Origin of the sequence: Sutcliffiella sp. NC1, from assembly GCF_027594365.1 — a bacterium.
Lineage (GTDB): Bacteria > Bacillota > Bacilli > Bacillales > Bacillaceae_I > Sutcliffiella > Sutcliffiella cohnii.
This window is the reverse complement of record NZ_CP115153.1, coordinates 1,785,202-1,810,465: the sequence shown is the minus strand read 5'-3', so window position 1 is coordinate 1,810,465 and position 25,264 is coordinate 1,785,202. Positions and strand designations below refer to the sequence as shown.

Annotated in this window: 31 protein-coding genes; 7 read left to right on the top strand and 24 right to left on the bottom strand. The window is 35.8% G+C overall.

The window, feature by feature from the left end; all coding sequences use genetic code 11:
- Positions 1–267: 267 nt before the first annotated feature.
- From O1A01_RS09265 to O1A01_RS09250, 4 genes are all read right to left on the bottom strand, one after another.
- Positions 268–540, bottom strand: coding sequence for a hypothetical protein (locus O1A01_RS09265; RefSeq protein ID WP_066415929.1), 273 nt, complete (start codon positions 538–540; stop codon positions 268–270).
- A 73-nt stretch (positions 541–613) separates the two neighbouring features.
- Positions 614–805 (bottom strand): hypothetical protein, encoded by a 192-nt coding sequence (locus O1A01_RS09260; RefSeq protein WP_066415931.1) that lies wholly within the window; start codon positions 803–805, stop codon positions 614–616.
- Positions 806–835: 30 nt separating this feature from the next.
- Positions 836–1,288: a YaiI/YqxD family protein gene (locus O1A01_RS09255; protein ID WP_066415934.1), complete on the bottom strand. Its 453-nt coding sequence runs from the start codon at positions 1,286–1,288 to the stop codon at positions 836–838.
- A 309-nt stretch (positions 1,289–1,597) separates the two neighbouring features.
- Positions 1,598–2,317, bottom strand: coding sequence for a spore coat protein (locus O1A01_RS09250; RefSeq protein ID WP_066415937.1), 720 nt, complete (start codon positions 2,315–2,317; stop codon positions 1,598–1,600).
- A 190-nt stretch (positions 2,318–2,507) separates the two neighbouring features.
- On the opposite strand from O1A01_RS09250, the gene O1A01_RS09245 reads away from it, so the two are divergent.
- Entirely contained in the window at positions 2,508–2,999 is a 492-nt protein-coding gene (locus O1A01_RS09245) for a hypothetical protein (RefSeq protein ID WP_270066082.1), read from the top strand.
- 180 nt (positions 3,000–3,179) lie between these two features.
- On the opposite strand, the gene O1A01_RS09240 is transcribed toward O1A01_RS09245, so the two are convergent.
- From O1A01_RS09240 to O1A01_RS09215, 6 genes are all read right to left on the bottom strand, one after another.
- Complete coding sequence (locus O1A01_RS09240) at positions 3,180–3,851, bottom strand: DNA alkylation repair protein (protein ID WP_066415941.1); 672 nt, start codon at positions 3,849–3,851, stop codon at positions 3,180–3,182.
- Positions 3,852–3,883: 32 nt separating this feature from the next.
- Positions 3,884–4,096: a PF20097 family protein gene (locus O1A01_RS09235; protein ID WP_066415943.1), complete on the bottom strand. Its 213-nt coding sequence runs from the start codon at positions 4,094–4,096 to the stop codon at positions 3,884–3,886.
- A gap of 426 nt (positions 4,097–4,522) precedes the next feature.
- Positions 4,523–5,161, bottom strand: a complete 639-nt coding sequence (locus tag O1A01_RS09230) for a cadmium resistance transporter (protein WP_066415946.1) — start codon at positions 5,159–5,161, stop codon at positions 4,523–4,525.
- Positions 5,162–5,243: 82 nt separating this feature from the next.
- Complete coding sequence (locus O1A01_RS09225) at positions 5,244–5,951, bottom strand: FAD-dependent oxidoreductase (protein WP_066415956.1); 708 nt, start codon at positions 5,949–5,951, stop codon at positions 5,244–5,246.
- Between the two features lie 53 nt (positions 5,952–6,004).
- Positions 6,005–6,397, bottom strand: a complete 393-nt coding sequence (locus O1A01_RS09220; protein WP_066415959.1) for an SRPBCC family protein — start codon at positions 6,395–6,397, stop codon at positions 6,005–6,007.
- A gap of 3 nt (positions 6,398–6,400) precedes the next feature.
- On the bottom strand, positions 6,401–6,724 hold the full coding sequence (locus O1A01_RS09215) for an ArsR/SmtB family transcription factor (protein ID WP_412766317.1): 324 nt from the start codon (positions 6,722–6,724) through the stop codon (positions 6,401–6,403).
- A 435-nt stretch (positions 6,725–7,159) separates the two neighbouring features.
- Here O1A01_RS09215 and O1A01_RS09210 point away from each other — a divergent pair, with 435 nt between their 5' ends.
- Positions 7,160–8,383, top strand: coding sequence for an MFS transporter (locus tag O1A01_RS09210; protein WP_066415963.1), 1,224 nt, complete (start codon positions 7,160–7,162; stop codon positions 8,381–8,383).
- A gap of 192 nt (positions 8,384–8,575) precedes the next feature.
- On the opposite strand, the gene O1A01_RS09205 is transcribed toward O1A01_RS09210, so the two are convergent.
- From O1A01_RS09205 to O1A01_RS09195, 3 genes are all read right to left on the bottom strand, one after another.
- Positions 8,576–9,193 (bottom strand): hypothetical protein, encoded by a 618-nt coding sequence (locus tag O1A01_RS09205; protein ID WP_066415966.1) that lies wholly within the window; start codon positions 9,191–9,193, stop codon positions 8,576–8,578.
- A gap of 260 nt (positions 9,194–9,453) precedes the next feature.
- Positions 9,454–10,464: an LLM class flavin-dependent oxidoreductase gene (locus O1A01_RS09200; protein WP_066415969.1), complete on the bottom strand. Its 1,011-nt coding sequence runs from the start codon at positions 10,462–10,464 to the stop codon at positions 9,454–9,456.
- 57 nt (positions 10,465–10,521) lie between these two features.
- Positions 10,522–10,731 (bottom strand): hypothetical protein, encoded by a 210-nt coding sequence (locus tag O1A01_RS09195; RefSeq protein WP_270066081.1) that lies wholly within the window; start codon positions 10,729–10,731, stop codon positions 10,522–10,524.
- 112 nt (positions 10,732–10,843) lie between these two features.
- Here O1A01_RS09195 and O1A01_RS09190 point away from each other — a divergent pair, with 112 nt between their 5' ends.
- Complete coding sequence (locus O1A01_RS09190; RefSeq protein ID WP_270066080.1) at positions 10,844–11,446, top strand: restriction endonuclease; 603 nt, start codon at positions 10,844–10,846, stop codon at positions 11,444–11,446.
- Positions 11,447–11,645: 199 nt separating this feature from the next.
- Here the strand turns inward: O1A01_RS09190 and O1A01_RS09185 are convergent, their stop codons facing one another.
- From O1A01_RS09185 to O1A01_RS09170, 4 genes are all read right to left on the bottom strand, one after another.
- A complete protein-coding gene (locus tag O1A01_RS09185) occupies positions 11,646–12,560 on the bottom strand; it encodes a sensor histidine kinase (protein ID WP_270066079.1) in 915 nt (304 codons plus the stop codon).
- A gap of 13 nt (positions 12,561–12,573) precedes the next feature.
- Positions 12,574–13,326 carry an ABC transporter permease gene (locus tag O1A01_RS09180; RefSeq protein ID WP_270066078.1) on the bottom strand — a complete coding sequence of 251 codons (753 nt, stop codon included), beginning with the start codon at positions 13,324–13,326 and terminating at the stop codon, positions 12,574–12,576.
- Entirely contained in the window at positions 13,319–14,236 is a 918-nt protein-coding gene (locus O1A01_RS09175) for an ABC transporter ATP-binding protein (RefSeq protein ID WP_066421041.1), read from the bottom strand. The genes O1A01_RS09180 and O1A01_RS09175 overlap by 8 nt, the downstream gene beginning before the upstream one ends.
- Before the next feature lie 100 nt (positions 14,237–14,336).
- Positions 14,337–15,020, bottom strand: coding sequence for a response regulator transcription factor (locus O1A01_RS09170; protein ID WP_333482929.1), 684 nt, complete (start codon positions 15,018–15,020; stop codon positions 14,337–14,339).
- A gap of 201 nt (positions 15,021–15,221) precedes the next feature.
- Between O1A01_RS09170 and O1A01_RS09165 the strand changes: the two genes are divergently transcribed.
- The gene (locus O1A01_RS09165) at positions 15,222–16,082 is read left to right on the top strand and encodes a hypothetical protein (protein WP_094366088.1); all 861 of its coding nucleotides are present in this window, start codon (positions 15,222–15,224) and stop codon (positions 16,080–16,082) included.
- A gap of 121 nt (positions 16,083–16,203) precedes the next feature.
- On the opposite strand, the gene O1A01_RS09160 is transcribed toward O1A01_RS09165, so the two are convergent.
- Positions 16,204–17,634, bottom strand: a complete 1,431-nt coding sequence (locus tag O1A01_RS09160) for an SEC-C metal-binding domain-containing protein (RefSeq protein WP_270066077.1) — start codon at positions 17,632–17,634, stop codon at positions 16,204–16,206.
- A gap of 127 nt (positions 17,635–17,761) precedes the next feature.
- Complete coding sequence (locus tag O1A01_RS09155; RefSeq protein ID WP_066419993.1) at positions 17,762–18,310, bottom strand: hypothetical protein; 549 nt, start codon at positions 18,308–18,310, stop codon at positions 17,762–17,764.
- A 144-nt stretch (positions 18,311–18,454) separates the two neighbouring features.
- On the opposite strand from O1A01_RS09155, the gene O1A01_RS09150 reads away from it, so the two are divergent.
- Positions 18,455–19,873, top strand: coding sequence for a PQQ-dependent sugar dehydrogenase (locus O1A01_RS09150; protein ID WP_066419994.1), 1,419 nt, complete (start codon positions 18,455–18,457; stop codon positions 19,871–19,873).
- Positions 19,874–19,960: 87 nt separating this feature from the next.
- Here the strand turns inward: O1A01_RS09150 and O1A01_RS09145 are convergent, their stop codons facing one another.
- Complete coding sequence (locus O1A01_RS09145) at positions 19,961–20,407, bottom strand: GNAT family N-acetyltransferase (protein WP_066419996.1); 447 nt, start codon at positions 20,405–20,407, stop codon at positions 19,961–19,963.
- Between the two features lie 322 nt (positions 20,408–20,729).
- Here O1A01_RS09145 and O1A01_RS25345 point away from each other — a divergent pair, with 322 nt between their 5' ends.
- Positions 20,730–20,843, top strand: coding sequence for a putative holin-like toxin (locus tag O1A01_RS25345; RefSeq protein WP_268874288.1), 114 nt, complete (start codon positions 20,730–20,732; stop codon positions 20,841–20,843).
- A gap of 363 nt (positions 20,844–21,206) precedes the next feature.
- On the opposite strand, the gene O1A01_RS09140 is transcribed toward O1A01_RS25345, so the two are convergent.
- From O1A01_RS09140 to O1A01_RS09125, 4 genes are all read right to left on the bottom strand, one after another.
- Positions 21,207–21,437 carry a DnaA N-terminal domain-containing protein gene (locus O1A01_RS09140; RefSeq protein ID WP_066419998.1) on the bottom strand — a complete coding sequence of 77 codons (231 nt, stop codon included), beginning with the start codon at positions 21,435–21,437 and terminating at the stop codon, positions 21,207–21,209.
- 15 nt (positions 21,438–21,452) lie between these two features.
- Positions 21,453–21,809: a hypothetical protein gene (locus tag O1A01_RS09135; protein ID WP_066419999.1), complete on the bottom strand. Its 357-nt coding sequence runs from the start codon at positions 21,807–21,809 to the stop codon at positions 21,453–21,455.
- Between the two features lie 82 nt (positions 21,810–21,891).
- Positions 21,892–22,245, bottom strand: coding sequence for a DUF1801 domain-containing protein (locus tag O1A01_RS09130; RefSeq protein WP_270066076.1), 354 nt, complete (start codon positions 22,243–22,245; stop codon positions 21,892–21,894).
- Between the two features lie 117 nt (positions 22,246–22,362).
- Positions 22,363–22,956 carry a YdeI/OmpD-associated family protein gene (locus O1A01_RS09125; RefSeq protein WP_270066075.1) on the bottom strand — a complete coding sequence of 198 codons (594 nt, stop codon included), beginning with the start codon at positions 22,954–22,956 and terminating at the stop codon, positions 22,363–22,365.
- Positions 22,957–23,221: 265 nt separating this feature from the next.
- Between O1A01_RS09125 and O1A01_RS09120 the strand changes: the two genes are divergently transcribed.
- A complete protein-coding gene (locus O1A01_RS09120) occupies positions 23,222–24,919 on the top strand; it encodes a M3 family oligoendopeptidase (protein WP_270066074.1) in 1,698 nt (565 codons plus the stop codon).
- The last annotated feature ends 345 nt before the right edge of the window (positions 24,920–25,264 follow it).

Sequence of the window (25,264 nt, the reverse complement as noted above, 5' to 3'; positions counted from 1 at the left end):
ACAGGTTCATAATAAGTTCAATGTTATGTGAATTATTTGTGACCGAGGTAATGTCATTATTGTTGACTAAGCCCATATAATAAAAAAGACCGATAGTGCTGGTATCACTATCAGTCGAACAATAACAGGTTCCCATTAAAGTAATCAGCATTATGGAAATAAAATAACCCAACCTATTAGCTGGGGTACTCCAGGGTAAGTTATTTTATCTTTTAAAAGAGCTTAGCCCAAGGCGTAAACCAGCCTCCACCTACATTACCCGACTCATCAATCCATTAATCCCTCATCAATATAAACTTCCATTCCCTCATCTTCCAAACATTCACCAAAAAATTTAACTGCCTTCCGATAGTCGTATTTGAGTATATTCAAATCTTGGTCATCTGCATCATATACGGCTACAACCACATCATTGGCATATAGAGTAATGTAATTATCTGATCGCTTCTTTAAATGTGCCTCAACACTGAACTCTTCGCCTTTTATTACTTTTTTGTTTGACTTTAATGCCTTAGATAGTAAGTGTTTAATTTCTTTCATTTATATAACCTCCAATAGGTAAGCTCATATTATCCTAACAGAATTCTAGTATGTATAAATAAGAGATCAGCGTCTACTCTTTAGGCCGGTCAAGCGCTTGGTAAGCCGACTGATACTTTCCGCCATCCGCTACTTCTGAATGGTACAAGGCTTTGAGGGCATTGTTTTTTTCTAAACCGTGCTCTGCCTTCAGTTCTTTAAAGCGTGTATGTAGTTCTTTATTTTCCTTTATTAGTTGTTGCATTTGTGATTTTATATATTTCAAGATATTTATCTCCTATCTAAATTTCTGAGTTTAGTTTGATTTCTCACTAGAGAGAACCTTTTTAAAGTGATCTCTAAATTGCTCTCGGTCTTCTGCGGTGAAAGGCTTTGGTCCCTTTGTTCGCTGTCCGCTTTTTCGAGCCATTGCACTTAAATAACGTGTTTGTAATAATTGGTCAATATTTTCATTTGAATATGTAAAACCTTTATGGTGAAGGACGATCACTCCTTTTGCTAAACCTAGCGATGCAAGACCATAATCTTGCGTCACGATTATATCTCCTTTTTTCACTAACTTCACAATCCGATAATCTGCAGCATCTGCTCCAGAATCGACATAAATGGTTTCCACTCCTGCTGGCTGTTCTGCATTAGAATAATGAGAAAAGCTTGTTACAAGAATAACCGGAATTTCATACTTCCTTGCTTCCGAAATAATAATATCTTTCACCGGACAAGCATCTGCATCCACATATATTTTCATCTTTTACCTCCTGTTAACAAGTTAGACTTACTCTCTTTTTCAACTGGACTAGCCCGTTCTTCCTTTTATCTCATCTTATACTTATAGAATGGTGATGGCAAATGGTCGTATAAGTTAAATGCCAACAAATTCAAAAATAAAAAGGATAAATGTACCGGCTAACTAACCATATACATCTATCCTTTTTCTATAACAAAAGACCTTATCTACCACAACAACAAAATTGTTTGTTGTTCAGCTCTCGCTACCGGTTGTTAAAGTAATAGTTCAACACCTTTTAGTAAAATAAACATGAAAATAAATACTATTCTAATATCCCAAAATAGCTACATACTGATTTTGCAATCCAAACCTATTATTATGCCATCCTAGTGTGTTTAAAACATACCCTAAAGAATCCGCATTATATCTTCCAGCAATTTTTTGGTACGCTAATAGCTCAAATACTTTATTTGAATCAAAATCTACAGGATATAAGCCGCTTAGAGGATTCACAAAGCCTGTAATAGGACTCTTCAGATTCCCGTTTTCATCATATATTTCATTTAAATACTCAGGATCTTTTGTAGAAATGTCTATAATGTACTTTTTATTATTGATCTTGCTGACAACCTCAACTTTGTAATTGTCTTTATAAAAAACCTCATATTGATATTGCTCATTATATATATTGAAATCAAATAGTAATTGGGCTGTATTTTTCACGAAGGAATAAATATAATGGTACATGATTCCTCCGCTACCACCAGTATTAATACTTATTAACATATCATCTACTCCATTGCCGGTAAAATCCCCCAAGAATATAGTAGGATTGTAACCAGCATTCTCACGAAGTTGAACACTGTTTACTACTCCAGTTCTACCATCTTGTACGAGAAGGGTAATATTTTGAATAAATGGACTATCTGGTGTAGTAATTCCGGTTAAGTAGACATTATCTGGCACTCTATCACCAGTTACATCCCCACGAGCAAATGAAACAATAATCGGTTGATTCGAATAAGTCATAGAATAAAAATTATTCATACCATACTCCCTTTCACGATGACGATCATAAACATTTTCTAATTAGAATTAATATGCTTATAAAGCTGCAATTATTAAGGTATATCTATTCAAATTCATAATAAAATTTATAAGGTCAATTACATGCATGGGATCGGTTCTTTTGCTTCCTTTGCTTTTTCTGCTTTTTTCATCATTAAGGAGGGAAAAAATGAAAACATTCAGTTCTTTTTCTGGTACGGTTACGATGATTCAAGATCACTTAGTAAGTTCCGATGAGGAATTAATGGGGTGTTTTAAATTAATGTCCTTATTAAGAAAGGATGGTTCAATAGTAAATTTCGTTATTAGTCCAAAAACCTATTTTCTAGACCATGTTATTGTTTCAATTGGAGACCGTGTAACTGGTTTTTATGATGTCAATGCACCTGTACTTCTTATTTATCCACCACAATATCAAGCCCTTATTATTGTAAAAGATAACCCTTATCAAAATGTAAAGGTAGACTATTTTAACAGCCAGCTGATAAGTAGTGATGGGCAGTTACAATTGAATATTTCTAGTAATACTCCTATATTATTAGAAAACAATCAGCCCTTCACTTTGAATCCTGCAAATCGAAACCTTCTTGTTGTATATGGGCCTACTACATTTAGCATACCAGCCCAAACAACTCCCTATAAAATCATTGTAATCTGTTAATCTCTTTTAGAAAAATAAGGGGTTAAAAGACCCCTTGTTTATTGATAGTTGAAAATTAGCGTTGATATTTTTTACTCTAAGCTAATAACGCGTTGTTTTCTTTATTTTTCGTTCCAAGCCTATTACAATTTTCATATTGAGGCTTTGAATCTCTTTATTTTCCCATTAAACCCTAATATATTATTTATTATTATGTCGTTTGTTAACTTCCACCGTAATGAACTCCGGCAAATAGCTGGGAGTACATCCTTTTGCTACTATGTCATCTTTGTAAAGACCCGTTTTCTCACCAAGTTTAATACAACGTGCACGATTTTTTTCATCATAGACGCCTATCCAGCCTGCAGTGAAATTCATAGCCCATTGAACTTCCGGTTTTTCCTGTGTAATATTAGCTTCTAATGCAGATAGTAAGTCTGCCGTGTTATCAGGCGGTGTTTGTCCCGTCCATCTTAATCGCGCCTGATAATACCAGAAAGTTCGCCTTTGAAGAGCAGAAGGGCTTTTTTGCCATGACTCCATCAAGAAAATCGTCTTCTTGTCTTTCGTGAGCTGATTAGCCATTAACCAATCCATTAAGTTATTTCGCTCATCAAACGTGTGCCTCTGCATATCCTTATCAAGCTTATTTAGCACATCTTGTGAAAGGAGTTTTTTATCCATAATTAAGATTGCTAATAGTCTCTGCAAAAACTCTTCGGTTGACCAAAGTTCCATAGCTAGTTTGTGATCTTTTTTAATCTCCTTCGCGATTTTTCGTAAGTCGCCTAGCTTAGTTTTACTATTGATCTGAGCTAGAATGTTTTCTGCTTTTGAAGAGCGTTTTATCTCTGTATCTTTGTTTTCATTCATTTAATACAACTCCTTTATTAACCGTTAAATAGTTATTTGTATTTAAAAGTAACCAAATTACATCCTTCACATCTAATTGCTGGAATTTTACTCATTTTTAGAATTGAATCCTTTACTAATACTTCACTACCAAAATCAGCATAGATTGAATCAGCTGATTCTGACCAACAAATTCGTCGTGGAGAAAAAATGTACCCCTGCTTTACCTCAGTACTACATTCAGAACATTTTACAATATCGCTCATATTTACTCATACCACCTTTTCTATTTTCCCTTCGTTTGTATTCTATTTCCTTTTCGAACTAACGGGTCATTAGTTTAAGTGAAAAAATTCACAATATTACCAATCCTTCATACTAAAATGATAACAGAAAATAACAAATTATTGTTTTCATTATTCATAAATATGGAAATGATTCCTCAAACAAAGAAAAGGTACCTTGTATTCAATTTAAGGTACCTTTAAGACAAGTCTTCTTTTTTACGAACTTATCTTTAAACATTATCAAGTAAGGACTTAATAGCCTGTAGTATTTTGAGGAAGAAGGGCCTGGAATTCGTTCATACAAAATGCGTGCACAGCCCCCATACTATAAGGCATTTATCCAAGTTTGGTAAGCAACATCTCTTTATGGTCCCATTGCCTTCTTTAGCTGAGTGACCGTAGTAACTAGAAACGTAATAAACTGAAACTACCACTATGGTAAAGAATGAACAATCCGAGACCAATTAATATAATTGGAACTGCGACATGCCCGTATCTTTCCAAGACCTTTGCTGCTATTGGCGCCATAACAAGTGCATAACCAAGGAAACACCACAATGCCAGCATAATAAAGAAGACTATTAGCGTGATTGCATTATGACTGATTGGCTGACTAGCAAAAATCGGTATGTAGATTGCAATATTATCCCCACCATTGGCAATTGTTATAGCGGCTACGTTTATAACTGATCCAGTCCCTGATATGTTGGTAACATCCTCGTCATTCTCTTTACTTTTCCGCAAGGTTAGTAGCCCATTCACCCCCATGTATATTGGAACAAAACCTAACATTCCAATCCATGGAACAGGAATGAAAAAAGAGCTTAGTGCACCAATAATGCTTAGAGCGACTAGTGAAGTAAAACCGAGAAACTGACCAATTACAACATGCCTGGTCTGTAGTCCGGGTTTTGTCAAAACAGCTGCCTCACTCCCGGTGACTTTAGCTGTCCTTATTTGTGAAAATAAAGCCATTAGGATAAAGATGTCATCAACATTTGTAGAGGCAAACGCGACAATTGATGAAATGATGGTTGTTAACATGCGATTGCCTACCTTTCTTGTTTAGTGGTTACAGGTGCACGCAGTTCCTGTGACCACTGTCCCAACTTCCTACCGTTCTCCCTTAATACCCGTAAAAAGAATCTTTGTGGATATTCTTTTTAGTAATGCTGTTTTTTTGTAGGTGGGTAGAGATGGAGTCTACCATTGATTTTGGTCCTGCAACGAAGTACTGTGCATCGTTTTTATTTAAGTTAGTGAATTGGTCGATTTGTTGACGTAAGTCATTTCTTGATTGAAGGTACGTTATTTGAATAGATGTGTTTTTTGCAATCTCATCTAATTCTTCTCTATATACGAAGGATTCATTGCTGTCGTAATAAAAGAGGTGAATTGGCTTTTTCGTGTTAGTACCTTCTGCTTCTATTTGTTTTACTATTGATCGAAATGGGGTAATACCAATTCCGCCTGCAATTAGGAGTGCCGGAACGTCCTCTTTTAAATAAAACGATCCAACCGGTCCGCTCATACTAATTTTCATTCCCTTTTCTAACTCTAACATTGCTTTCTTAAACTCACTCGGATTATCATTGATTTTCATCGTAAGTTTCACTACATTTTCGGCTGGTGCAGATGCTATCGTAAATGGACGGGTATGATTTTTTATTTTTCGTTGCGTAATTCGAAACAAACCATGTTGCCCGGCTTTCCATGTTAAATCTGGCTCTTTTTCAAATAAAAAACTGTACACATCGTCTGCTTCTTTATAGCTTTCTATAAATGTTAATTCTTTCTTTTTAAATATAGCAATCATATCTTGAAAAAAACTCATTTGCTTACTCCTCCTGTAACCCTCTCCGTATTTCTATTTTCCTCAAAAATGCCTTACTTTTCCTCCATCACTTTTTTCAGCTCTTCTACCATATATGACCAACCATATTTTGCGCCATTGAACGCCGCTTGATTTTCTTCATCGAATCCTGTTTGATCTAGATGTAAGTAAGTTATGTCGCCATCTTCTTTTAATGTCCAAGTGACAATCGTGTTTATTGGTCCACCTACCCATGTGTAAGATAGCTTAAAAGGCTTTTCTACTACCAATACTTCACTTTCTACAATTAACCCTATTTCCGGGTTTCGGAACTGGCATTTGTATCCTACAATTGGTCTAAAATTATTTTCCATCACCCATTGTGCGAGCGTATCCGAATGGGTTAATGCGTCCCACACTTTATTAATCGGGCTTTTAAATTGAAAATCTAATGATAAATCTGCCATACTTTATTCCTCCAATATATTTTTTAGTAACATCGCTCTTTCATTCCAAAACTTCTCATAGAAGGATAACCAGTCTTTTACTTCTTGTAAGGGAGCTGCGTTTAATCGATACCTTGTTTCTCGACCAAATTTGCGGTTCGTAACTAAATTTGCTTTTTTAAGGACCGCCAAATGTTTGGATACAGCGGTACGCCCCATGTCAAATTGCGCAGTTAATTCGTATAGAGGTAGCTCCTCCGCATCTGCCAACAAACGTATGATTTTACGCCTTGTTGGATCCGCAATCGCTACATACACGTCATCCTTTCGGCAAGTATTTTCCAACATCCTCCCACCTCCAAAAAATAAGACACCATTTAGTGTCATTATTATATGACACTAAATGGTGTCTAGTCAATAGTTAGATTTGTTTGAATAAACGGTAGTAAACAAAGGACAGGGAATATAGAACTCGACAAAATCGAAAAAAAGCGTTTCTTCATCTTAAAGAAATGCTACCAGCTAGTACAAGAGTTTTTCTATGGATTGTATGAACTAAATTGGAAGGAGCAATTGGTTCTAAATTAACTTCTAACAATGTTATACTTATAAAATTGTGTTCGCAAATGATGTTTCAAGTTAAACTCACACGAAACTATCAATTTCCATGTCCTCGACTTTCTTTCCCCTTCATCCGTTTTATTTTTTGATTCTTTTTAACTTTCGTACTATAATAATCAAATACTATTATCACATTACTATATATAGAAAGAAGGATATTATTTGCTGGAACAACAAAGTACTGTAGAAAAATTATGGACGAAAGATTATTTTTTAACGTTTAGTTATGCCATGTCAACACAGATTTCAAACAATATGTTAATGACAGCACTCCCGTTATACGCGATTCATCTCGGCGGCGATAATTCGATTTCCGGGATGCTTTTCGGTTTTTTCATGTTTGTAGCCATACTTTTTAGACCTTATTTTGGTAAATTATCAGATGAGAAGAGTCGTAGAATTGTGCTCATTATTGGTGCTATCGTAGCCGCATTTATTACCCTTTCCTATGTTGTTGCATTTTCTATTAGTCTACTATTGATAATGCGTAGTTTACACGGAATAGGATTCAGCGCTACGACGAATGCTGCCGGAACTGTTATTTCAGATATTGTTCCAAAAAAACGGTTAGGAGAAGGGATCGGTTATTACGGTTTATCCAATACACTAGCGACGGCCATTGGACCAGCTTTAAGTATTTATTTGATTCAACAGTTTAATTACCAAGTACTTTTTATTGTAGCCGGTTTGATTGGTTTGATCTCCATTGTTTGTAGCCTTTTTATTACGTATGAAAAACGAAATCCGAATGCTTTTGTAAAATCAAAACAAAAACGTAAAATCTCGGAACTACTCTTTGAGAAAACTGCTCTTCCAACTGGGTTGGTAACGGCATTTGTCTATGTTGCGATGGGTGCAGCGTTAACCTTCATTCCAACCTTTGCGCTATCTTTAGGGATTGTTGATATCGGTTTATATTTTACGGTGTATTCCTTTGCTCTATTGTTCACAAGAATTGTTGGTGGGAAATTAGCAGATAAATATGGTAGTTCCTACGTCATTATCCCTGGTTTATTTATCATGGCCGGCTCATTTGTCGTGTTAGCCTATGCATCTACACTCGGAGGTTTTATTATTTCAGGTGTCCTCTATGGATTAGGATTAGGTTTTGTGGAGCCCGCTTTAAATGCTGTTATGATTAAACTTTGCCCCCCTGATCGAAGAGGTGCAGGGAACTCGACGTTTTTTACAGCAAAAGACTTGGGTAGCGGTGGCGGAGCAATTGCGTTAGGTTTTATTTCCCTTCAAGCAGGTTTCAAAGCCGTTTTTCTATTAAGTGCTTTAAGCATCATCATCGCATTCTTGGCCTATTTTTTCGTCCTTCGAAGACAAATGAAGAGGGTAAGATTAGCCGAAAAGGCAACATTGCAGGCACGTGTAAGTTAACATTCATAGCTGTTTCGAAAGGCCAAGTACCTCTTTTGATTATGGTACCCGGCCTTTTATTTTTTGGTTTAGAAGGAAGATATAAAGGCGGAATGGAGAGTATTAACAAGGGGATTGGAATTAGTGGTTTACACATTTTTTCAATTGTTGTTAACATTTTTGGACATATAGCTTATGTTCCCTCATTTAATCTCATAATATTTTCCGTCTTTTACGACTAAATAAATCCTCGATAAACGTATGGTAATAAAGGTCAGTAAATGGCTTAAAGTACTCGGAAATATGCTTCCGTTTTAACGGCACTTTGAATTTAAATATTAAAAAAACAGTGGAGCATAAAGATAGAAACAGTGTAGTTAAAGGTTTTCTAGTGAATAAATAGCTGTACATAAACATCTTTCCGTATAATAAACTGGACCAATAAATATTCCAACCATGAGCGTAGAGGATTAATTGTTTCTTGTGAGCAAAAAATTCCACAACAGTAGCGATAAAAACCGACCTTAATAGATGTATACATTTCTTAAAAAATGTTACTGGCATTTTTGATAAAAATATAACTACTAATAATGGAGTTACTATTATCACATGCGCTATTCTAATAATTAACCAGTTAACCCCAGTCGGAATAAACTCCCAAACGAGATGTCTTTTACAAAGATAATAATAAATCAAATTAAATGAACTAACATAAAGGAGACTTTTATAATACTTAGGTATATCGCGAATAGATTTATTGAAGAAACTTATTAATATAATACCTACTACCAAAGCGAAATGCTGATTTCTTTTATTTCGTCTCTTTTTCATTACAAACCTCTTTAAGATTTTTTATTCCAGTATTAGGTTTCCTAATTCTACTACTACCATTCATTGTTTAATAAAAAGTTGAGTTATTTAAGCGTTTGGTGGTATTACTGAATAGCTTGGTCTTCTCCTAGATTAGTATCTTTCCTTGGTACATATTCTCACCCCAAAAAGCGTTTCTTCCTGGTGAAGAAACGCTTCCCTTTTACAAAAGAGTTTTTTATCTCTTTTTCACTTGTTATTTAGAAATACCCCAATACGTTTTACCGTTTTGTTATTTCAGCCACGAGTTGGTGGGAGTAGAGTCGAGCGTTGTGGTCATAAACCATTGTGCTCACCATTATTTCATCTACCTTTGTTTCATCTAAGAAAGATTGCAGCTTTTTCTTTACGGTGATTGGACTTCCAATAATTGTGGAACCTAATTGTTTTTCTAAAATCGCCTTTTCGTATGGGCTCATGAGCTCATCCAAATTCTCTACTGGTGGTTGTAATTGTGTTGGTGTGTTTCTCATCATGTTTAGGAAGCTTTGTTTGATCGAAGTGGCAAGTAATTCTGCTTCCTCATCCGTATCTGCTGCTATGACGTTTACTGCTACCATTGCGTAAGGCTCTTGATAATCCTCTGACGGTCGGAAGTTCTCGTAATACAATTTTAGAGCGGGTATTGTGTTTTCAGGTGAAAAATGACTAGCGAAAGCAAACGGCATCCCAAGTTGTGCCGATAATCTTGCACTAAATCCACTAGAACCTAACAACCAAATCGGGATATTCGCTCCTTCACCAGGGATTGCTCGTACCGGTGCCGAACCTTCAAAATAGGCTTGCAGTTGCTCTAATTGTTCTGGAAACTCAACGCCATTGTTGTAGTTTGCTCCACGGAGGGCATGAGCTGTTCGTTGGTCCGTTCCTGGTGCACGACCTAATCCTAAATCAATCCGGCCTGGAAACATCGCTTCGAGCGTTCCGAATTGCTCCGCGATTAAGAGTGGCGAATGGTTAGGAAGCATGATTCCACCTGCCCCTACCCGAATAGTCGAAGTATGCGCGGCTACATGGCCAATTACTAAAGATGTTGCAGAGCTTGCTATACCGGGCATATTGTGGTGCTCCGCTAACCAGTATCGTTTATAGCCTAGTTTTTCCGTTAACTGTGCTAACTCTAGCGAATGTTGGAAAGATTGGCTAGGCGTCCCCCCTTGCACAATCGATGCAAGATCAAGGACGGAAAAGGGTATTTCATTTATGGATTTTGACGGTCTATTAATTTGCATAGAATAACCACTTCTTTCTTCTTAATTAATTAGTTGGATGAGCTTGGATGTGTTTGATTAGTAGTATTTATGATACTCCATACAAAGGATTATTACATAATAATTTGCTTTGTCATAACTGAATGAACGGAGGGACAGGAAATCAATTACTTCGGATACCGCCAGTATAATATAGCTACGACCAACAATAACTACATCGACCTTACCACCAAAACTAACAACTAAATTGTAGTAATCAATCGGCATTTTCAATAGTAATTCCTTCACCCAATATAGGCATCTAATAATTCGAATCTATTATCATAGTAAATTTTCATTTATTGCCAAAACATCGAATAAACGAAGATTAACCGTTAATAATGATAACGAGGTGATTTTTGTGGAATATATTCTAATAGTAATTTTACTAGTATTTATCATTTACCAATGGAGAAAAAATAAAGACTCCAAAGAACTAAAGGTCAATAAACAATATCTTTCTTCTAACGAATTTAAAAGTACTTTAGCTCTAGGAATTTATCAAAGGTTTTGCAAAGAAAATGAGGAAAAAACATACTCATCTCTATTTCTTAAAAGCAACCCTTTAAGTTTTGAAGATTTTGTAGGAGACATACTTAAACATAAGTATGGTGAAAATATGTACGTGACAAAAAGCACAGGCGACTTTGGTGTCGATATCGAACATGGAATCGGAACAGATAAAGTGTTAGGACAAGTTAAATGTTACAAGGTTGACGTTGGGTATGAACCAATTGCATTAATACACTCAAATATGGTCAAACAAGGTGCCTCAAAAGGATATGTCGTAACAACTTCAGACTTTACAGAAAATGCTCGTTGGTATGCAGACGGATTAAACATAGATTTAATTACGGGTACTGACTTAGTAGAAATGTGGTTGAATTATACTGATCCTATTTCCGAAGCAATTTCAATTGATCCACCCAATAACTTTCCAAAACAAATGGATACACCGATTTGATTTGTATAGAACTTATTAATTCGATTGATGCTTACGTTCATAACTATTTCGTAAGCATTCTTAATTTTAGCTTTATTCAATCAGTCAAAACATTTAAACTTCTACCCTAACTTTTGGGGGTCATCATAAAATCGTTCCACACTTTTTTGACATTGCTTTTAAAAATGTGTGAACAATGATCCTACCCTCTCGTTCACTCCTAATCCCACTTCCGAAACGACACTTCCATAATAAATTCATTATCACGTACATTAGCTACTGCTTTTCCACCCTGTTTATTAACAAGTTGCTGAACAATATGAAGCCCCAATCCAAGATGTGTACCCGTACGACTAGAATCCAGCCTATAAGTTCGATTAAAAATCTGTTGGAGTTTCGCAGCATTAATCTTCTCCACATCATTTACTGCCCTTAACCTAATGTATTCCTCTTCCTCTACAAAACTTATTTTTAAATAGCTTTTAGCATAAGTTAAAGCATTTTGAATGATGTTCGTTATAATCCGAACGGTTGCTTTGTTGTCAGCAAGAATAGGAGGTACACTCTCCTCAACCAATTGTACCTGTAATTGCTCTTTCTCAAAATCTTCATAGAACATTAGCATCGTATCTACAACAATTTGATCTAGAGACTGTTTCTCCATCGTCAATTTCTTGTCAGAGGAATCAAGTTGTGACAGTTCATAAAATAAATCTACAATCATCGTGAGATTATCGATTTTCTTCTCGATAATTTCTAAAAACTCTTTTCTATCAGCTTCCGATATAGTCGGATCTGTTAATAGCTCTGAAAATCCTTTGATCGATGTTAAAGGAGTTCGTAAATCATGGGAGATATTGGTGATTTCTTGCTTTAGTTCCATTTCTCTTCTTTCGACAGACTGTTGGTTCTGTTTGTATAATTGAATGAGCTGATTGATTTTCGTAGCAAATCTACTCAAGTTTTTATTATGAGTATTCGTACGAACTAATTCATTTGTCCCGAAATTTTTACTGATTTCCTCTAATTGTTTTGTCATCCTTCTAATATCCCAATGGAACAATAGAAGCTTGGAGATGGAAACCATCAGCAGGAAACCTAAGATTATGATAATCAACCAGCTATTCACTTTCATTCATCCCTTCTAATCAATCGATGTTTTGTTTTGCGAATCTATTTGCTCCGATGAATAAAACAAACAGTGAAATTCCGATGCCGATCACCCAAGATTCGTAACTGAATGGGACTGCTTCCACTATATAGTTTCCAAGGTTATCGTTAAATAACGTATTTGGCATATATTTATAGACATCGCTCAAGCCTTGAAACGGACGGAACAACATCCGGACAAGATTACTAGAGAATCCATATATAAATAATAGTAGGATAAAGATATAAACGTCTCGAACTTTCATCACTTTTAACACATGGGTTAAAATAAATCCACTTAAAACAAGTGGAGCCATATTTACACTCGCCATCAGAAAATTATGGACTGAATGATTATCCGTAATTAGTAAGCTCTCCCCTAGCGCGATCATTAAAAATATGCCAATGACACAAATTAGTACAAAATAGCTTAAAGTTAAGATTAGCTTCGACCAGAAGATCGTATTCCGTGAAATGCCGAAAGAAACAGTTTGTTTTATCAACGACATATCATCTTTGCTTGTGAGAGCCGAATTAAAAATGAACCCTATGATGATGATGATTAAACCTAAGGCAATGACATTGGAATAAAAATAATTACTAGTAGCATACGGGAAAGTAGGGTCCACTTTGTCTAAATATTGAAGAACAGTGGCAGCCACAACGATCAACAATAAACATATGACACTTGTAAAATGCACGCCTTTTTTACGGAGAAGACGATAATATTCGCTTTTCATATAATTAATCATTGTTACTTTCCTCCACTAATCCTAAGAAGTATTCTTCTAAATTCAGAGCTTCAATGCGAAACTCCTTCACCATCACACCATTATCAACTAAAAGGCGATTAATTTCTCCACTGCTCTCTATATGATTTTGGATAGAGATGACGTGATTAGGAAGGACTTTAAACTCTATATCCCCATATGCTCGGTCTAAAAGTTGTGCCACTTTCACTGAATTATCAACCGTTAGGACAATTTGTTTCCTACTCTTCTCTTCTAGAGCGTCTTTGCTTAAATCATCGAAGATTACACCATCTTTTATAAATACAAACCGAGTTGCTACCAATTTCAATTCCGTTAAAATATGACTAGAAATTAATATCGTAATATGTTTTTCCTGATTGAGCTTCCTCAATAATGTCCGGATTTCGATAATCCCCTCCACATCTAATCCATTGATTGGCTCATCCAGCACTAAACAATCGGGGTTACTTAAGAGACATAAAGCTATCCCTAATCGTTGCTTCATCCCCATGGAATAATCTTTAAATCGTTTCTTCTTTTCTTTTGCAAGACCTACAATTTCTAGAACTTCATACATACGTTTCTTGTCCACAACACCACGTTGAATCCGAAAATATTCTAGATTTTGAACTGCCGTAAAATCCGGGAAAAACGCAGGTGTTTCAATCATAAAACCCATTCTTTTTTTCTCTCGCTCTATCTCTTTACCAGATTTTCCAAAAAGGAGAACCTCCCCACTTGTCGGCATTATTTGGCCTGCAAGAACTTTGAATAACGTCGATTTGCCAGCACCATTCTTTCCAATTAATGCACAGATTTCCCCTTTTTCCACTGAGAAATCAAGCGGTTTCAGAACCTCTTGTTCCCTATACTTTTTCGTCAATTGACGTGTCTGAATGATCGTACTCATCTTTTCGACTCCCTTAACTATATTCGTTGTTATTTCCAGTTTAGCTTAGAAGTCTTTAAAATCCTTTAAGCAAATCATAAAGAAATCGTAAAGGTAAGAGTCACGTAAGCATAAAACCTACTCCCCAAATGGTCTTTATATATTCTTCCGTCGTAATTTCGGAAATTTTCTTACGGAGGTTCGAGACGTGAACGCTAATCGTATTATCATCACCATAATAAGTCCCCTTCCAAATACTTTCATATATTTCTTTTTTAGAAAGGGCACGCTCGGGATTGTTCATGAAATAGGTTAAAATATCAAACTCAGCAATCGTCAGCTGGAGCTCTTTCTCTTTTAATTTTACAGACCGTTTTTCCGTATTCATTTTAAGCTCACGCCAACCTATTTCCGCTGACTGTTCCGGTTGTGTGTTTGCTTTTCGTAATTGTACTTCCACTCGGGCCATCACTTCTTCTTGATGAAACGGTTTCGTTATATAATCATCTGCACCCATTTTCAACACTTGCACTTTATTTTCGATATCGACTTTGGCTGAAATGACAATAATCGGTACGGAACTCATTTCTCTAATCTCTCCTATAAGTTCCTCCCCACTTTTGCCCGGTAGCATCAAATCCAATAAAATTAAATCAAACATATTGTTTTGTATCTGCAACAAACCTTCTGTACCTGAATAGGCTGCGACAGGTTCCATATTCGCTTTTTCTAAAATTACAGAGAGTAGCCTACTAATCTCTTGATCATCTTCAATTATTAAAATGCGTTTACCTTCATACATCATGATCACCCATTTTTTAATATGTTTCGTTTTGTCCTTTGTTTCTATTAATTATAGCTTACTGGATGAGTTTGTTACTACTATAGGAAGCTATTGTTTTGTTATAATGTATTTAACAAAGGAATTTTCTTCAAGTGATAGAAATTAAATATGAAGAACTGCATATCCAATCCAAAAGTTACTAAGAAGAGAAGTGATGATAATTTGAAATATAAACCTTTTTTTATTTTTATAACGTTCATACTATTAATTAGTGCGGTAGGAAATATTATAAAAAACACAAAAAAAGAATACCCAGAAATAAAAGAACAATTTATTGATTATTTAACGAACTCTCACGATTTAGTGATTTCTAATGGTTATGTTTATAAATCTAGTCGAAGTACTAATGGCGTAGAGGAAGGAGATTTCATCGGGGTATTTTACGACGAAAGAGACCCAAGTTTTATGATCCAACTTTCGATTGACCAACAAAACAATTCTATTCGGGACACATTTGATAGTAAAACATTTTGGATACGACAAGAAATATTTGAAGTGATGAATAAATATAGAAAAGACAATGAGTTCAACGGATATCTTGATTTTTCACCAGAAGGTATACGAGGACCTAGTTTAACTTCAGTTACTTATGGGAGTATTAATCCCACGATCAATTATTCAGTTATCAGTGAAGAAATAGATATTGAAAAAGAATTAGAGGCAGATTTTCACATTGCAAAAGAAGTAAATGAAATCATAAAAAAACATTATGATATGGAATTAAATAGAGTAGGAGTCACATACTTTGAACGAAGTGGTTTTGATTTTGAAAGTTATCTAGAACAATATAAAAAAAATAACGGTGAAGGTATATACGGTAGTTCTATTACAAGCTATGGTCATTTAAATAAGCCTCATGTGTACGGTGTGAAAAATGTGTCAGCTCCAATTAGAGTATTTGAATATGGAGTTAGTATATTTGAAAAAGCGGATTATCACTTGCGGTTAGATAATCTTGAACAATTTAAAGACGAAGCGAATAGAAACTATAACGAGCAATATAAAAAGGCCGATTCAAATTAAAGTGTATCGGCCTTTCTTGTTTTTTGACAAGCTTGTTAGTAGTCATCCAAAACTTTCCACTTTTATAATTCCCTAAACGGCTAGCAAAAGCTACATTAATACAAAATTCACACTGTCGCTACTATAAAAAAGCTTCGACACTACGAGGGTATGCAAATTCAATCTTCAACATTTCCCACATGTTTATGTTTCCTTTACTTATTGCCCCTGAAAAAATAATTCCAACCTCTATGGACCTCATCATGTGTTCACCACATGCGACAGTAAATTCCTTTCCGGGTAAATCTCTGTTATTTGATTTCAACAATTGCACACGAAAGCTCTGTTTATTTTTCCTGATTATTTGAAACAAACCTTCTACCGTTTTGCCGCCATCAGATATTTTTCCACTTAGCATTTTTCGAAAAACAATACTAGGGTCATAAACATAAGGTAATTCGACAGCTTTTATCAACTGATTTTCCTCTTCTGTAAGGAACGCTGCTGTATTTTCCATTGCATCTGTACTTTTCCCTTTTTGCTTTAACCATTGAAAGAATAATTTTAACGTACTGATCATGTCGGTTATTTGTTTCTTCGTCATTGTCTCAAACATGTTGAAATAGTCTAGTGTTAATACTTTGTTCCAGTCTTCCATATCAAGATCTCGTAAATCTACGAACCCGTTTTCCTTTAAAACTAGATTCAAATCACATAAGCTCGTAAAGTATTTACGAACTGTGTTTCCTTTCTTTCCTTTTGTTTTTTCTTTATAGAAATCGACGAAATCCGCTGTGTAAAACGGTAGATGTTCTAAGTGTAACTCTCTTAATAAAGGTATATCCTCTTTTTTATATTCGAAAGGCTTCTCATTATTTACTAGTAAGGTCATTAACTCTAGAGTATATTTCCTCATTACCTCTCCATACGAAAGATTTTCTTCTTTCATTATTTTTTTCACTTTTGCTTTTACCCGTAGAACATATTTATAATCAGTGAATACTCTTACCCCGTTAAAATAATGTTTTCCATTAAACTCTTCCAATAGTGCAATTGTTCCATAGCCTATAGTTAAATTATTTGGAACATTCGTTTCTACAATTGGAACGATATACTTTTCATTTGTCATTACGTCCCACATCGTATAATAATTGTCGTTTACTTCTATCACCTGAATTAGCTGGAAGTTTAGATCTGTCCACACTTTAGCAAGCTCTTTCTGCTCTCGGACTAAACCGTTAGCTTGCTCTTTGTAAAACCACTCCATACCACGAAGGCCGTTATTGTATACTTGGATAAATACTAGAAAAAAGGGAAACAACGTGTCTCTACGCTGACGTTCTATCTTGTTATTTGTTCTCTCCTCAAAAACTCTTTCATAATCCTCTACATCTTGTCTGCTTAAGTTCTCATATAAAAAACGGATTACTTTAGTAGTTAACACATGCTTCTCTTCATAAAAACGTTTCTCTTTTAAGCTATGTAAATCTATAATATTGTCTTTTTGCATACAACACTTTTTATATTTTTTCCCACTGCCGCATGGGCAGATATCATTTCTATTTATTTGCATTCAAATAATCCTCACTTCATACTCTTCTTTCCTTTTAGAATAACGGTTTCGGCGCTAACTTTCAAGAATTTCTCTAATATTGAAGAATGTCCCTACTAGGACTAACGTGCCCCTCTTGATCTTCTTATTATGGTCGAGGAAGAATTCTTTTTAGAAGTTTTATAATAAAGAGACTTACGAACTGCCATAACCAACTATACAACAAGGAAAATACCAAAATTGCTAAAATAACGACACCACTAAAGTTTGTTGTTACGGAAGGTCCCAATATCGGAAATTTAAATCCATATAGTAAGATAATGATTCCTAGAGACAAACATATAGCAGCAAATGGAATAATGAATATGCTCCTTCTTAAGTACTTGAGACCCACTCCTAGAGCTAATCCTAATAAACCTGTCGTAAATGGAAACACCCATAGTTCACTTGGTTGAAACATCGCTAATAGAAAAATAGTAACGAAATAAGTCATGGTCCCAATTTTTAATGATAGTAAACTCGCAATTACTAGTGGAGCCGTACTCATCATGCTGAATAGATAACCTATCCCAGCGAAAATTCCTGCAGATTGTAGCATAAAAGCTATTGCTCCTAATAGCGCACCGATTACTAGCTTCTTCGTTTGAGAAAAACCGCCCACTTTTAAGGCTACTTCTTCCACCTCACCCTTACGCATAAGACACCCCCATTAATGATAAATGCAGCGAGAATGAAATTTATTCACTTGTTTACTTTCATGAAGAGTACACCCTAAAACGGACTATTCCTTCATTATTGTTCATATATTTATTGATGGAAAAATGATGGGAGTGTGAGGGGGTTGAATAAAGTGAAGGTTGGCTTGCGACCTATTTTGAATGGAATAAATTTGCCTACGGTCTTGAAAACTGCAATTCTTCCTGGCGACTCAGTGGAACGATTATTTATCGCCTCTCAAGTCGGAGAGATTTTTTTTGTTGGAAACGGAGATGTCCGAACTTTTTTAGATATACGCCAGCAAGTCTTAGACCTTGGTACTTCGAATGGCGGTTATGACGAGCGAGGCTTACTCGGGTTAGCGTTTCATCCTCAATTTTATTATAACGGACTGTTTTATCTTCATTATTCCGTGGCAGGTACACAAGGTCCAGGTGCTCCACACGATTCCTTTGAACCGGACCATTGTGACCCTAATACGTTAAATTTACAGTGGAAGAATAGAGAAACCGAATACGACCATATCGATACGGTGGAAGAATGGATAGTTCAATCGAACGGGCAACCAACAAAACGACGAACTTTACTTAATTTAAGAAGACCTTTTTATAATCATAACGGCGTCAATAGTTTAAATTTTTCACCAGAAACGGGGAAACTTGTGTTAACAACTGGAGATGGTGGTTCGGGTTTTGATCCGTATAATCTTGCTCAAAAAGATTTAGAAATTGCGGGGAAAATTATTGAAATCGATGTAAGTATGATGACAAGCATCCAGCAACCACCTGCCGTGACACGTTTTCATGAACTTCCGGTACCAATTCAAGAAACATTAACTGTAACAGCAAAAGGAGTGCGCAACATCCCAGGAATTTCTTATCAACGAAATTATAATCATTATATTAAATATGTAGGCCAGGTCGGGCAGGCTTTGATAGAGTCCATCTTTGCCTATATGAATTATAAACCAATCCCAGTCACACAACTTGTTCAAGCTTCTATTCCAAATACAAAATGGAATCAAAAAGGGTTTATTAATCTCGGCTGGCGAGGCTGGGAAGGGAATTTACCTACTCCCATTGTGGAGGATTGCTCGGAAGATTCCGACTTGAGTAAAAAAACAATTGCCTTTTATAATGAAGCTATTAAAATGACAGGAAAACGACTTCAGCCTTTAACTAGTTATTACCATGAAGAACCAAGACGTGATAAGCTTGGAGGAACAGCACTTACTGGAGTTCAAGCTTATATGGGAAATGACATTCCAGCATTAAAGGGAAGCGTTGTTTTTTCAGACTTTGCTCGGAAAGGAATTGATCAAGGTCCTGGTCAAGGGTTTTTAGGTTACACTAGAGTTAGAAGCGATTCAATAGAAAATGACTATAGCATTATTGAAACGGATTATGATTTTGGAGACAAGGCAGCTCATTATACTAGCCTAGGAACCAATCTCTCTCAAACTAAGCTATATTTAGGAGTTTACGGCTCAATGAGGGTGACCGATTATAATCAAGGCTCTGTTTTTGAAATTGTTGGGAGATAGTGGCTCAAGGGCACAGGCTTTCTGTGCAAACTTTTCATGAATGAATCCACCCTCATAAGCTTTTCAGCGCAAGGGTGGATTGTTTTTTTATATTGATATTTTCATAAACTTACTAACATCTTTAAATCCCATTTTCTCATACAATGCCATTGCTTTTTCGTTATGTGCATAAACGTTTAGTCTTACATCACTATATCCTAAGTTTCTAAATTCTTTTATAGCTTCTTCTATCAATAATTTGGAGTAACCATTCCCTCTGTAAGGCATTTTTACATATAGGTCATTAATCCAGCCAATTTCTTCTCCCGTTAAATATTCAATCGCTTTATCGATTTGAATCCAACCGAGAAGTGTTTCACCATCCATTAAGCAAAGGAAATAGGCATTATATTTTGCAGAATGCTCATACGCTTCAATCATTTTTTGTCTATTATCTTCCGAATCATGGTTCGTTGCTTCTTTACGGTTCTCGCCTGCTAGTTCATAAATTTCCTCTATCTCTGCTTCTGTAGCCTCTTTAAACTGTAACCCCATATATGCACCTCTTACCTCAATTTATATTTTCCCCATCCATATTTCCATTAAAGCATTTTGCGAACAGAAAAAGAAGAGCGAGAAATGTCCCCTACTCCATTTTTTTCAAGGAAATATTTAAGTTTGTGGAACGACTAACCCTATCTGTTGCGTTGCTCAAGGAGAATTTTTTAAGAAATTAATGTAATAGCTGCATTAATACATACACATCTCTCTATTAATTTTTCTAGACAATAAGAATGTACGTTCGTTATAATTTAGATGTAACTACATAATGCAGATGGGCGGTTGACCATCTCCTTTCGAAACGGAGGTGGTATTAATGGTGACTTATGAAGCTATGCATTTGCTATTTCATTTCGGTATGTTTATTGTGACATCCTTGACAGCGGTAATAGCCATAATCACACTTGTCACCAATAAGAAAGAGAAATAACCGCCCATTGACCGAATGATAGCGGTTACTTCTCTTGTACTTTCATCTATTTCTAAGGTCAGCCGCTCTTCTGGCGGCAAGTAGTTACATGGATCGAGTGTTCCAGCACTCGATCTTTCTTATATTATATATTGAACTTACTTTTAAAATCAACATTTGTGTTGGAGTAGTAAAATCTAATCCCACTGTCACTAATTCCTCTTCTTAAACGGAATCTGCATAATAAATTCATTCTCATGGACAGTAACTACTGCTTTTCCACCATGTTTGTTAACAAGTTGCTGAACAATATATAGCCCTATCCAAGTTGAGTACCTGTCCGACTAGAATCCAGCCTTATTATCATTCAAACAGTTTTCTCCATCAACTCTTTATTTCTACGAATCGAAGGTCATATTTAGTGCCTACTATTTTTTCGGTAACCTTTGAAATCAGATCACTGTACCTTGCTTCTAACCAATCCAACTGAAAGCTGTTCGCACAATTAATAACTAATACTCCATCCACTAATTCACCATTTGTCTGTTTAAACCAAGTATCAAATGAAGGAGAAGATATTTCATTCTTAATTTGTTCTAAAACATTCCCCCACACATCTCCGACTTGCTCCTATGTAAACTCCATCTTGTCATTTTTCGGAGCACTACATTTGAGCTTCATTTTATAAAAGTCCTTCTCTGACAGGTGTTTAGAAAACTCAAATAAAACTTCAGCTTCTTTGTCTTTATGATTTCTAAATGCTTCCTCTATTTTTTCCATTTCTTCTTCCTTTAAATATACTTTCATTTGTTCGTTAAATGCACCGTATTTAGTGCTTAACTGCTGTAATTTGCTAAATTCGTCTTTAGTAAGAACTGAATATTTGAACAATACAAAGGCATCATTGAAATTACCATTTTTAAATGCCTTTTTAATCCGTTCTTCATCCATTTGCTTATACATTTCTTTATTACTAATTTCGCTCATAAAAATTCACCTCTTAGCTTCAATTTATACCTTTCAATTAAAACTATAAATTATTTAAAAAATAGAATTAAAAGCTGAGAGGTTATTGATTAAGTTCAATTGCCTCTTGAATCATAGAAATAAACAAATCCGGTTTAATGTCCTCTAGTTTTTTCACCTGTATATGACGCATTTGTTTACCTGTTCCTTGAAGTACACCTTCCTTGTCAGAAAGGTCTGACCCTCGATAAAACCCTAGGTTCACATGTTTTTTTGCAGCGGCTAAATAACATACTAGTCCATTTTGTGCGTAGCTCGGTTTAGACCATTTAACCTCTTCGATAATTTCTGGAGAAGACTTAAATACAAGCTCTCTTAGGTTATTCGTTATTTCCTGAATAGGCTCAGGAAGTGTTTCAATTAATTTCGTGACTTCTATATTTTCTCTTGGATTCATATTGCCCTCCTATATATCGTTATGAACTAGGTTAATTAAAAGTATTTCCCTTAAATAAAAAACATCATCACAGTCCCATTGATTGTCAATGCAATGACATGATATCACAATGAAACATCAATCATGTAACCCCTTGCCATCGAGGATTTGCTGAATATATTTTTCAACCCTTGTTTCTCGAGTTTTCGATTGTTTAGCCTGTGAAAAATAAATAACATATGCTCTTTGCCGTCCGGGAGTCAATGCTTGAAAAGCTGTTTTCAAGATAGGAATTTCATCAAATTTATTTTGAAGCTCTTCAGGAATTATTAAGTCGGTTTTTTCTTTGAAATTCACTTCCAAGCCGGCCTTTTCGACATCTATAGCCTCATTAATATAGGATTTTATTATGTGTTCCATCTCATCAATTTCTCGAACCTCGGTGAACCGAATCTGGCGTTGTGCCTGTGAATTCTCTCCAGGTTTGATTAGGACCCCTTTCGCATCCTTTAGCAATACACCTTTAAAAAACATAAGCGCACAATATTCTTTAAACCCTTGAATGATCACGACATTACTTTCCTGAAATGTGTAACAAGGTTTGCGCCACTTCCATTCTTCGGTCAACCCACAGTCTATTATGATTGTTCTCAATTTCCCCATTTCTTCCCGCCACTTTTTTTCATTACTTACATATTCATTAACCTTTAAATTCATTTTACTGTTTGTCAACAAGTAACACTCCCCTCTTCTTATCTCTAAATTGTCAACTGATAGCAACCTCCATATATTTTAACTTCAATGTATTATTTTATTAAAAGTAACCAACCTTTTGGTTTAAGATTTTCTACAAAAATAGCATTTCTCCTTCTTGAATACATTTCGCCACTCCTGCTCTTTCCACCTTTTTTCAAAAAAACTAGATTTTAGAACGAAGTTTCTATAATATTATTATTGAAATAGTTAAAATTGTTAAAAAAGGGGAAGGGGAGTTTTCATGAGTCAAGATTTAGGTCATAAATATTATAAAGAACTAATTAATTTACAAGATGTAGCAGGGGTCGAGGCTCAACTTCAAAGTTTACTAGATGCCCCAATTGAATCCGCTTCTGACCTAGAAGAGTGGTTAAAAGATGAAAAGGATTTAGATGTAAAACTTTCGGAGGCGTTAACAGGTCACCGAGTCGACTTCTACCGGAACACAGAAGATGAGGAAATTAAGGCAACTTTCCTTCACGATCAGCAAAACATTCAACCACTTTTAATGAAATATGAGGCTAAACTGAATGAAAAATTTTGTGAGTCTCCTTATGTAAAAGAGTTAGATGAAAAACGTTACGGATTGATGCGAAGAGTTCGAGAGTCGAAAGTTAAACTGTTCAGAGAAGAGAACATTCCTTTAATGGTAAAAGAACAAGAACTTAATACTAAATACAGTGAAATTATGGGCGGGTTAACCGTTGAATGGGAAGGCGAAGAAAAACCGTTTCCTTATATCCAATCCCAACTCGATTCGTTAGACAGAGATGTGCGAGAAAAAGCATATCGCGCAATGGGCTCAGCGATTAAACAAATTAAGCCAGAGATGGATGCAATTATGGACGAGCTCGTTCAACTACGCCACCAAATCGCTTTAAATGCAGGCTTTGAAAATTATCGTGATTACATGTTTGTCGTGAAAAATCGTGAGTATACGGTCCAAGATTGTTATGATTTCCATGAAAATGTTGAGAAACATATTATCCCAGCTTGGAATCGTCTTGCAGATGTTTTTAAGTCGAAGCTTGGTGTGGATACATATCGCCCTTGGGATAATACGGCTAAATTAATGAAAAACCCTCCATACTCCGAAGTGTCTACGCTTATGGATGGCGTTTCTGAGATGTTAAAGGATACAGATCCATACTTTGGAGAACGTTTCGATTATATGAGAGAAAAAGGGTTACTAGATCTTGGCGACCGAAAAGGAAAAAGCCCAGGTGGTTTCTGTACCTCTCTACCTGTTTCAGGGGATACGTTTGTTTTCGCAAACTTTAGTCCGTCGTTTTTCTCTCTCATCGCATTAATTCATGAAATGGGACACGCCGTAAATGGGTACCTCCAGTTCTCGGAGAACGGTCCTATTGAAGACTACCAACACCGAATGGAAGTTGCGGAACTGTATTCTCACGGGATGGAATTACTCTTATTAGATAAGCTTGATCGTTTGTATACAGAAGAGGAAGATTTTAAGAGTGCACAACGTGAAGAGTTAAAACGCGCATTTACGATGTTATTCGGTCCGTTGTCAGGTGATCTCTTCCAGCATTGGATGTATACGAATCCTAATCATACTGCGAAAGAGCGTGACGAAAAGTACTTTGAAATCTCCAAACGTTATGGCTTAAACCCTGTTGATACTTCTGGGTTTGAGGAGGCAATTGGGATGAGCTGGGTAGGCACCCTTCATTATTTCCAAGTTCCTTTCTATAACATTGAATACTCTATCTCGATGCTAGGTTCTTTACAATTACTAGAGAACTATCAAAAAGCTCCAAAGGCAGCTGTTGAAGCATTTAAAAAAGGTGCAGGTGCCGACTACAATCAATCGATCGCAGCTATTTACGAAGAAACTGGCGTTAGCTTTGACTTCTCTGAGCCAGCTGTTAAGCGAATGGGTGAATTCTTGGAAAAGGTTATTCAAGATATTCATTAAGGTGGGACAGAGGGACAGGTTCCGCGTCCACACAATTTCTGGAAATTGTAGTTTCGTTTCTAGTTTAAAATCGTAATAAAACAATATATATAATACTGATAGCGCTGGTAACACTATCAGTCCACACAATAGTAATTTCCCTTCAGTCACCGTTGTGGTCAAAACAACTCACCCTGTTAAGCTGTGCGGCTCAAGGGTGGGTTATTTTTTTAAACGATACACTAGCAAATGCTAGCATTAAAAGTAATGTGTCATAAATAAGCATCCCCCTATCTGAAGTAGTATTAAATCTCGCAGCACAACTTTATTTGCTCAAACCCCGATTCGTTTAGCCATTTACCTTTA

Coding starts and splice junctions, on each gene's coding strand:
- O1A01_RS09230 (WP_066415946.1), bottom strand. CDS start 5,161: ATGTTAACAACCATCATTTCATCAATTGTCGCGTTTGCCTCTACAAAT.
- O1A01_RS09130 (WP_270066076.1), bottom strand. CDS start 22,245: ATGAATCCAAGAGAAAATATAGAAGTCACGAAATTAATTGAAACACTT.
- O1A01_RS09120 (WP_270066074.1), top strand. CDS start 23,222: ATGAGTCAAGATTTAGGTCATAAATATTATAAAGAACTAATTAATTTA.
- O1A01_RS09170 (WP_333482929.1), bottom strand. CDS start 15,020: ATGATGTATGAAGGTAAACGCATTTTAATAATTGAAGATGATCAAGAG.
- O1A01_RS09180 (WP_270066078.1), bottom strand. CDS start 13,326: ATGATTAATTATATGAAAAGCGAATATTATCGTCTTCTCCGTAAAAAA.
- O1A01_RS09245 (WP_270066082.1), top strand. CDS start 2,508: ATGAAAACATTCAGTTCTTTTTCTGGTACGGTTACGATGATTCAAGAT.
- O1A01_RS09135 (WP_066419999.1), bottom strand. CDS start 21,809: ATGAGCGAAATTAGTAATAAAGAAATGTATAAGCAAATGGATGAAGAA.
- O1A01_RS09145 (WP_066419996.1), bottom strand. CDS start 20,407: ATGGGGTTACAGTTTAAAGAGGCTACAGAAGCAGAGATAGAGGAAATT.
- O1A01_RS09255 (WP_066415934.1), bottom strand. CDS start 1,288: ATGAAAATATATGTGGATGCAGATGCTTGTCCGGTGAAAGATATTATT.
- O1A01_RS09265 (WP_066415929.1), bottom strand. CDS start 540: ATGAAAGAAATTAAACACTTACTATCTAAGGCATTAAAGTCAAACAAA.
- O1A01_RS09235 (WP_066415943.1), bottom strand. CDS start 4,096: ATGAGCGATATTGTAAAATGTTCTGAATGTAGTACTGAGGTAAAGCAG.
- O1A01_RS09215 (WP_412766317.1), bottom strand. CDS start 6,724: ATGTTGGAAAATACTTGCCGAAAGGATGACGTGTATGTAGCGATTGCG.
- O1A01_RS09160 (WP_270066077.1), bottom strand. CDS start 17,634: ATGCAAATAAATAGAAATGATATCTGCCCATGCGGCAGTGGGAAAAAA.
- O1A01_RS09155 (WP_066419993.1), bottom strand. CDS start 18,310: ATGCGTAAGGGTGAGGTGGAAGAAGTAGCCTTAAAAGTGGGCGGTTTT.
- O1A01_RS25345 (WP_268874288.1), top strand. CDS start 20,730: ATGGTGACTTATGAAGCTATGCATTTGCTATTTCATTTCGGTATGTTT.
- O1A01_RS09205 (WP_066415966.1), bottom strand. CDS start 9,193: ATGAAAAAGAGACGAAATAAAAGAAATCAGCATTTCGCTTTGGTAGTA.
- O1A01_RS09250 (WP_066415937.1), bottom strand. CDS start 2,317: ATGAATAATTTTTATTCTATGACTTATTCGAATCAACCGATTATTGTT.
- O1A01_RS09185 (WP_270066079.1), bottom strand. CDS start 12,560: ATGAAAGTGAATAGCTGGTTGATTATCATAATCTTAGGTTTCCTGCTG.
- O1A01_RS09240 (WP_066415941.1), bottom strand. CDS start 3,851: ATGAATGAAAACAAAGATACAGAGATAAAACGCTCTTCAAAAGCAGAA.
- O1A01_RS09225 (WP_066415956.1), bottom strand. CDS start 5,951: ATGAGTTTTTTTCAAGATATGATTGCTATATTTAAAAAGAAAGAATTA.
- O1A01_RS09220 (WP_066415959.1), bottom strand. CDS start 6,397: ATGGCAGATTTATCATTAGATTTTCAATTTAAAAGCCCGATTAATAAA.
- O1A01_RS09175 (WP_066421041.1), bottom strand. CDS start 14,236: ATGAGTACGATCATTCAGACACGTCAATTGACGAAAAAGTATAGGGAA.
- O1A01_RS09200 (WP_066415969.1), bottom strand. CDS start 10,464: ATGCAAATTAATAGACCGTCAAAATCCATAAATGAAATACCCTTTTCC.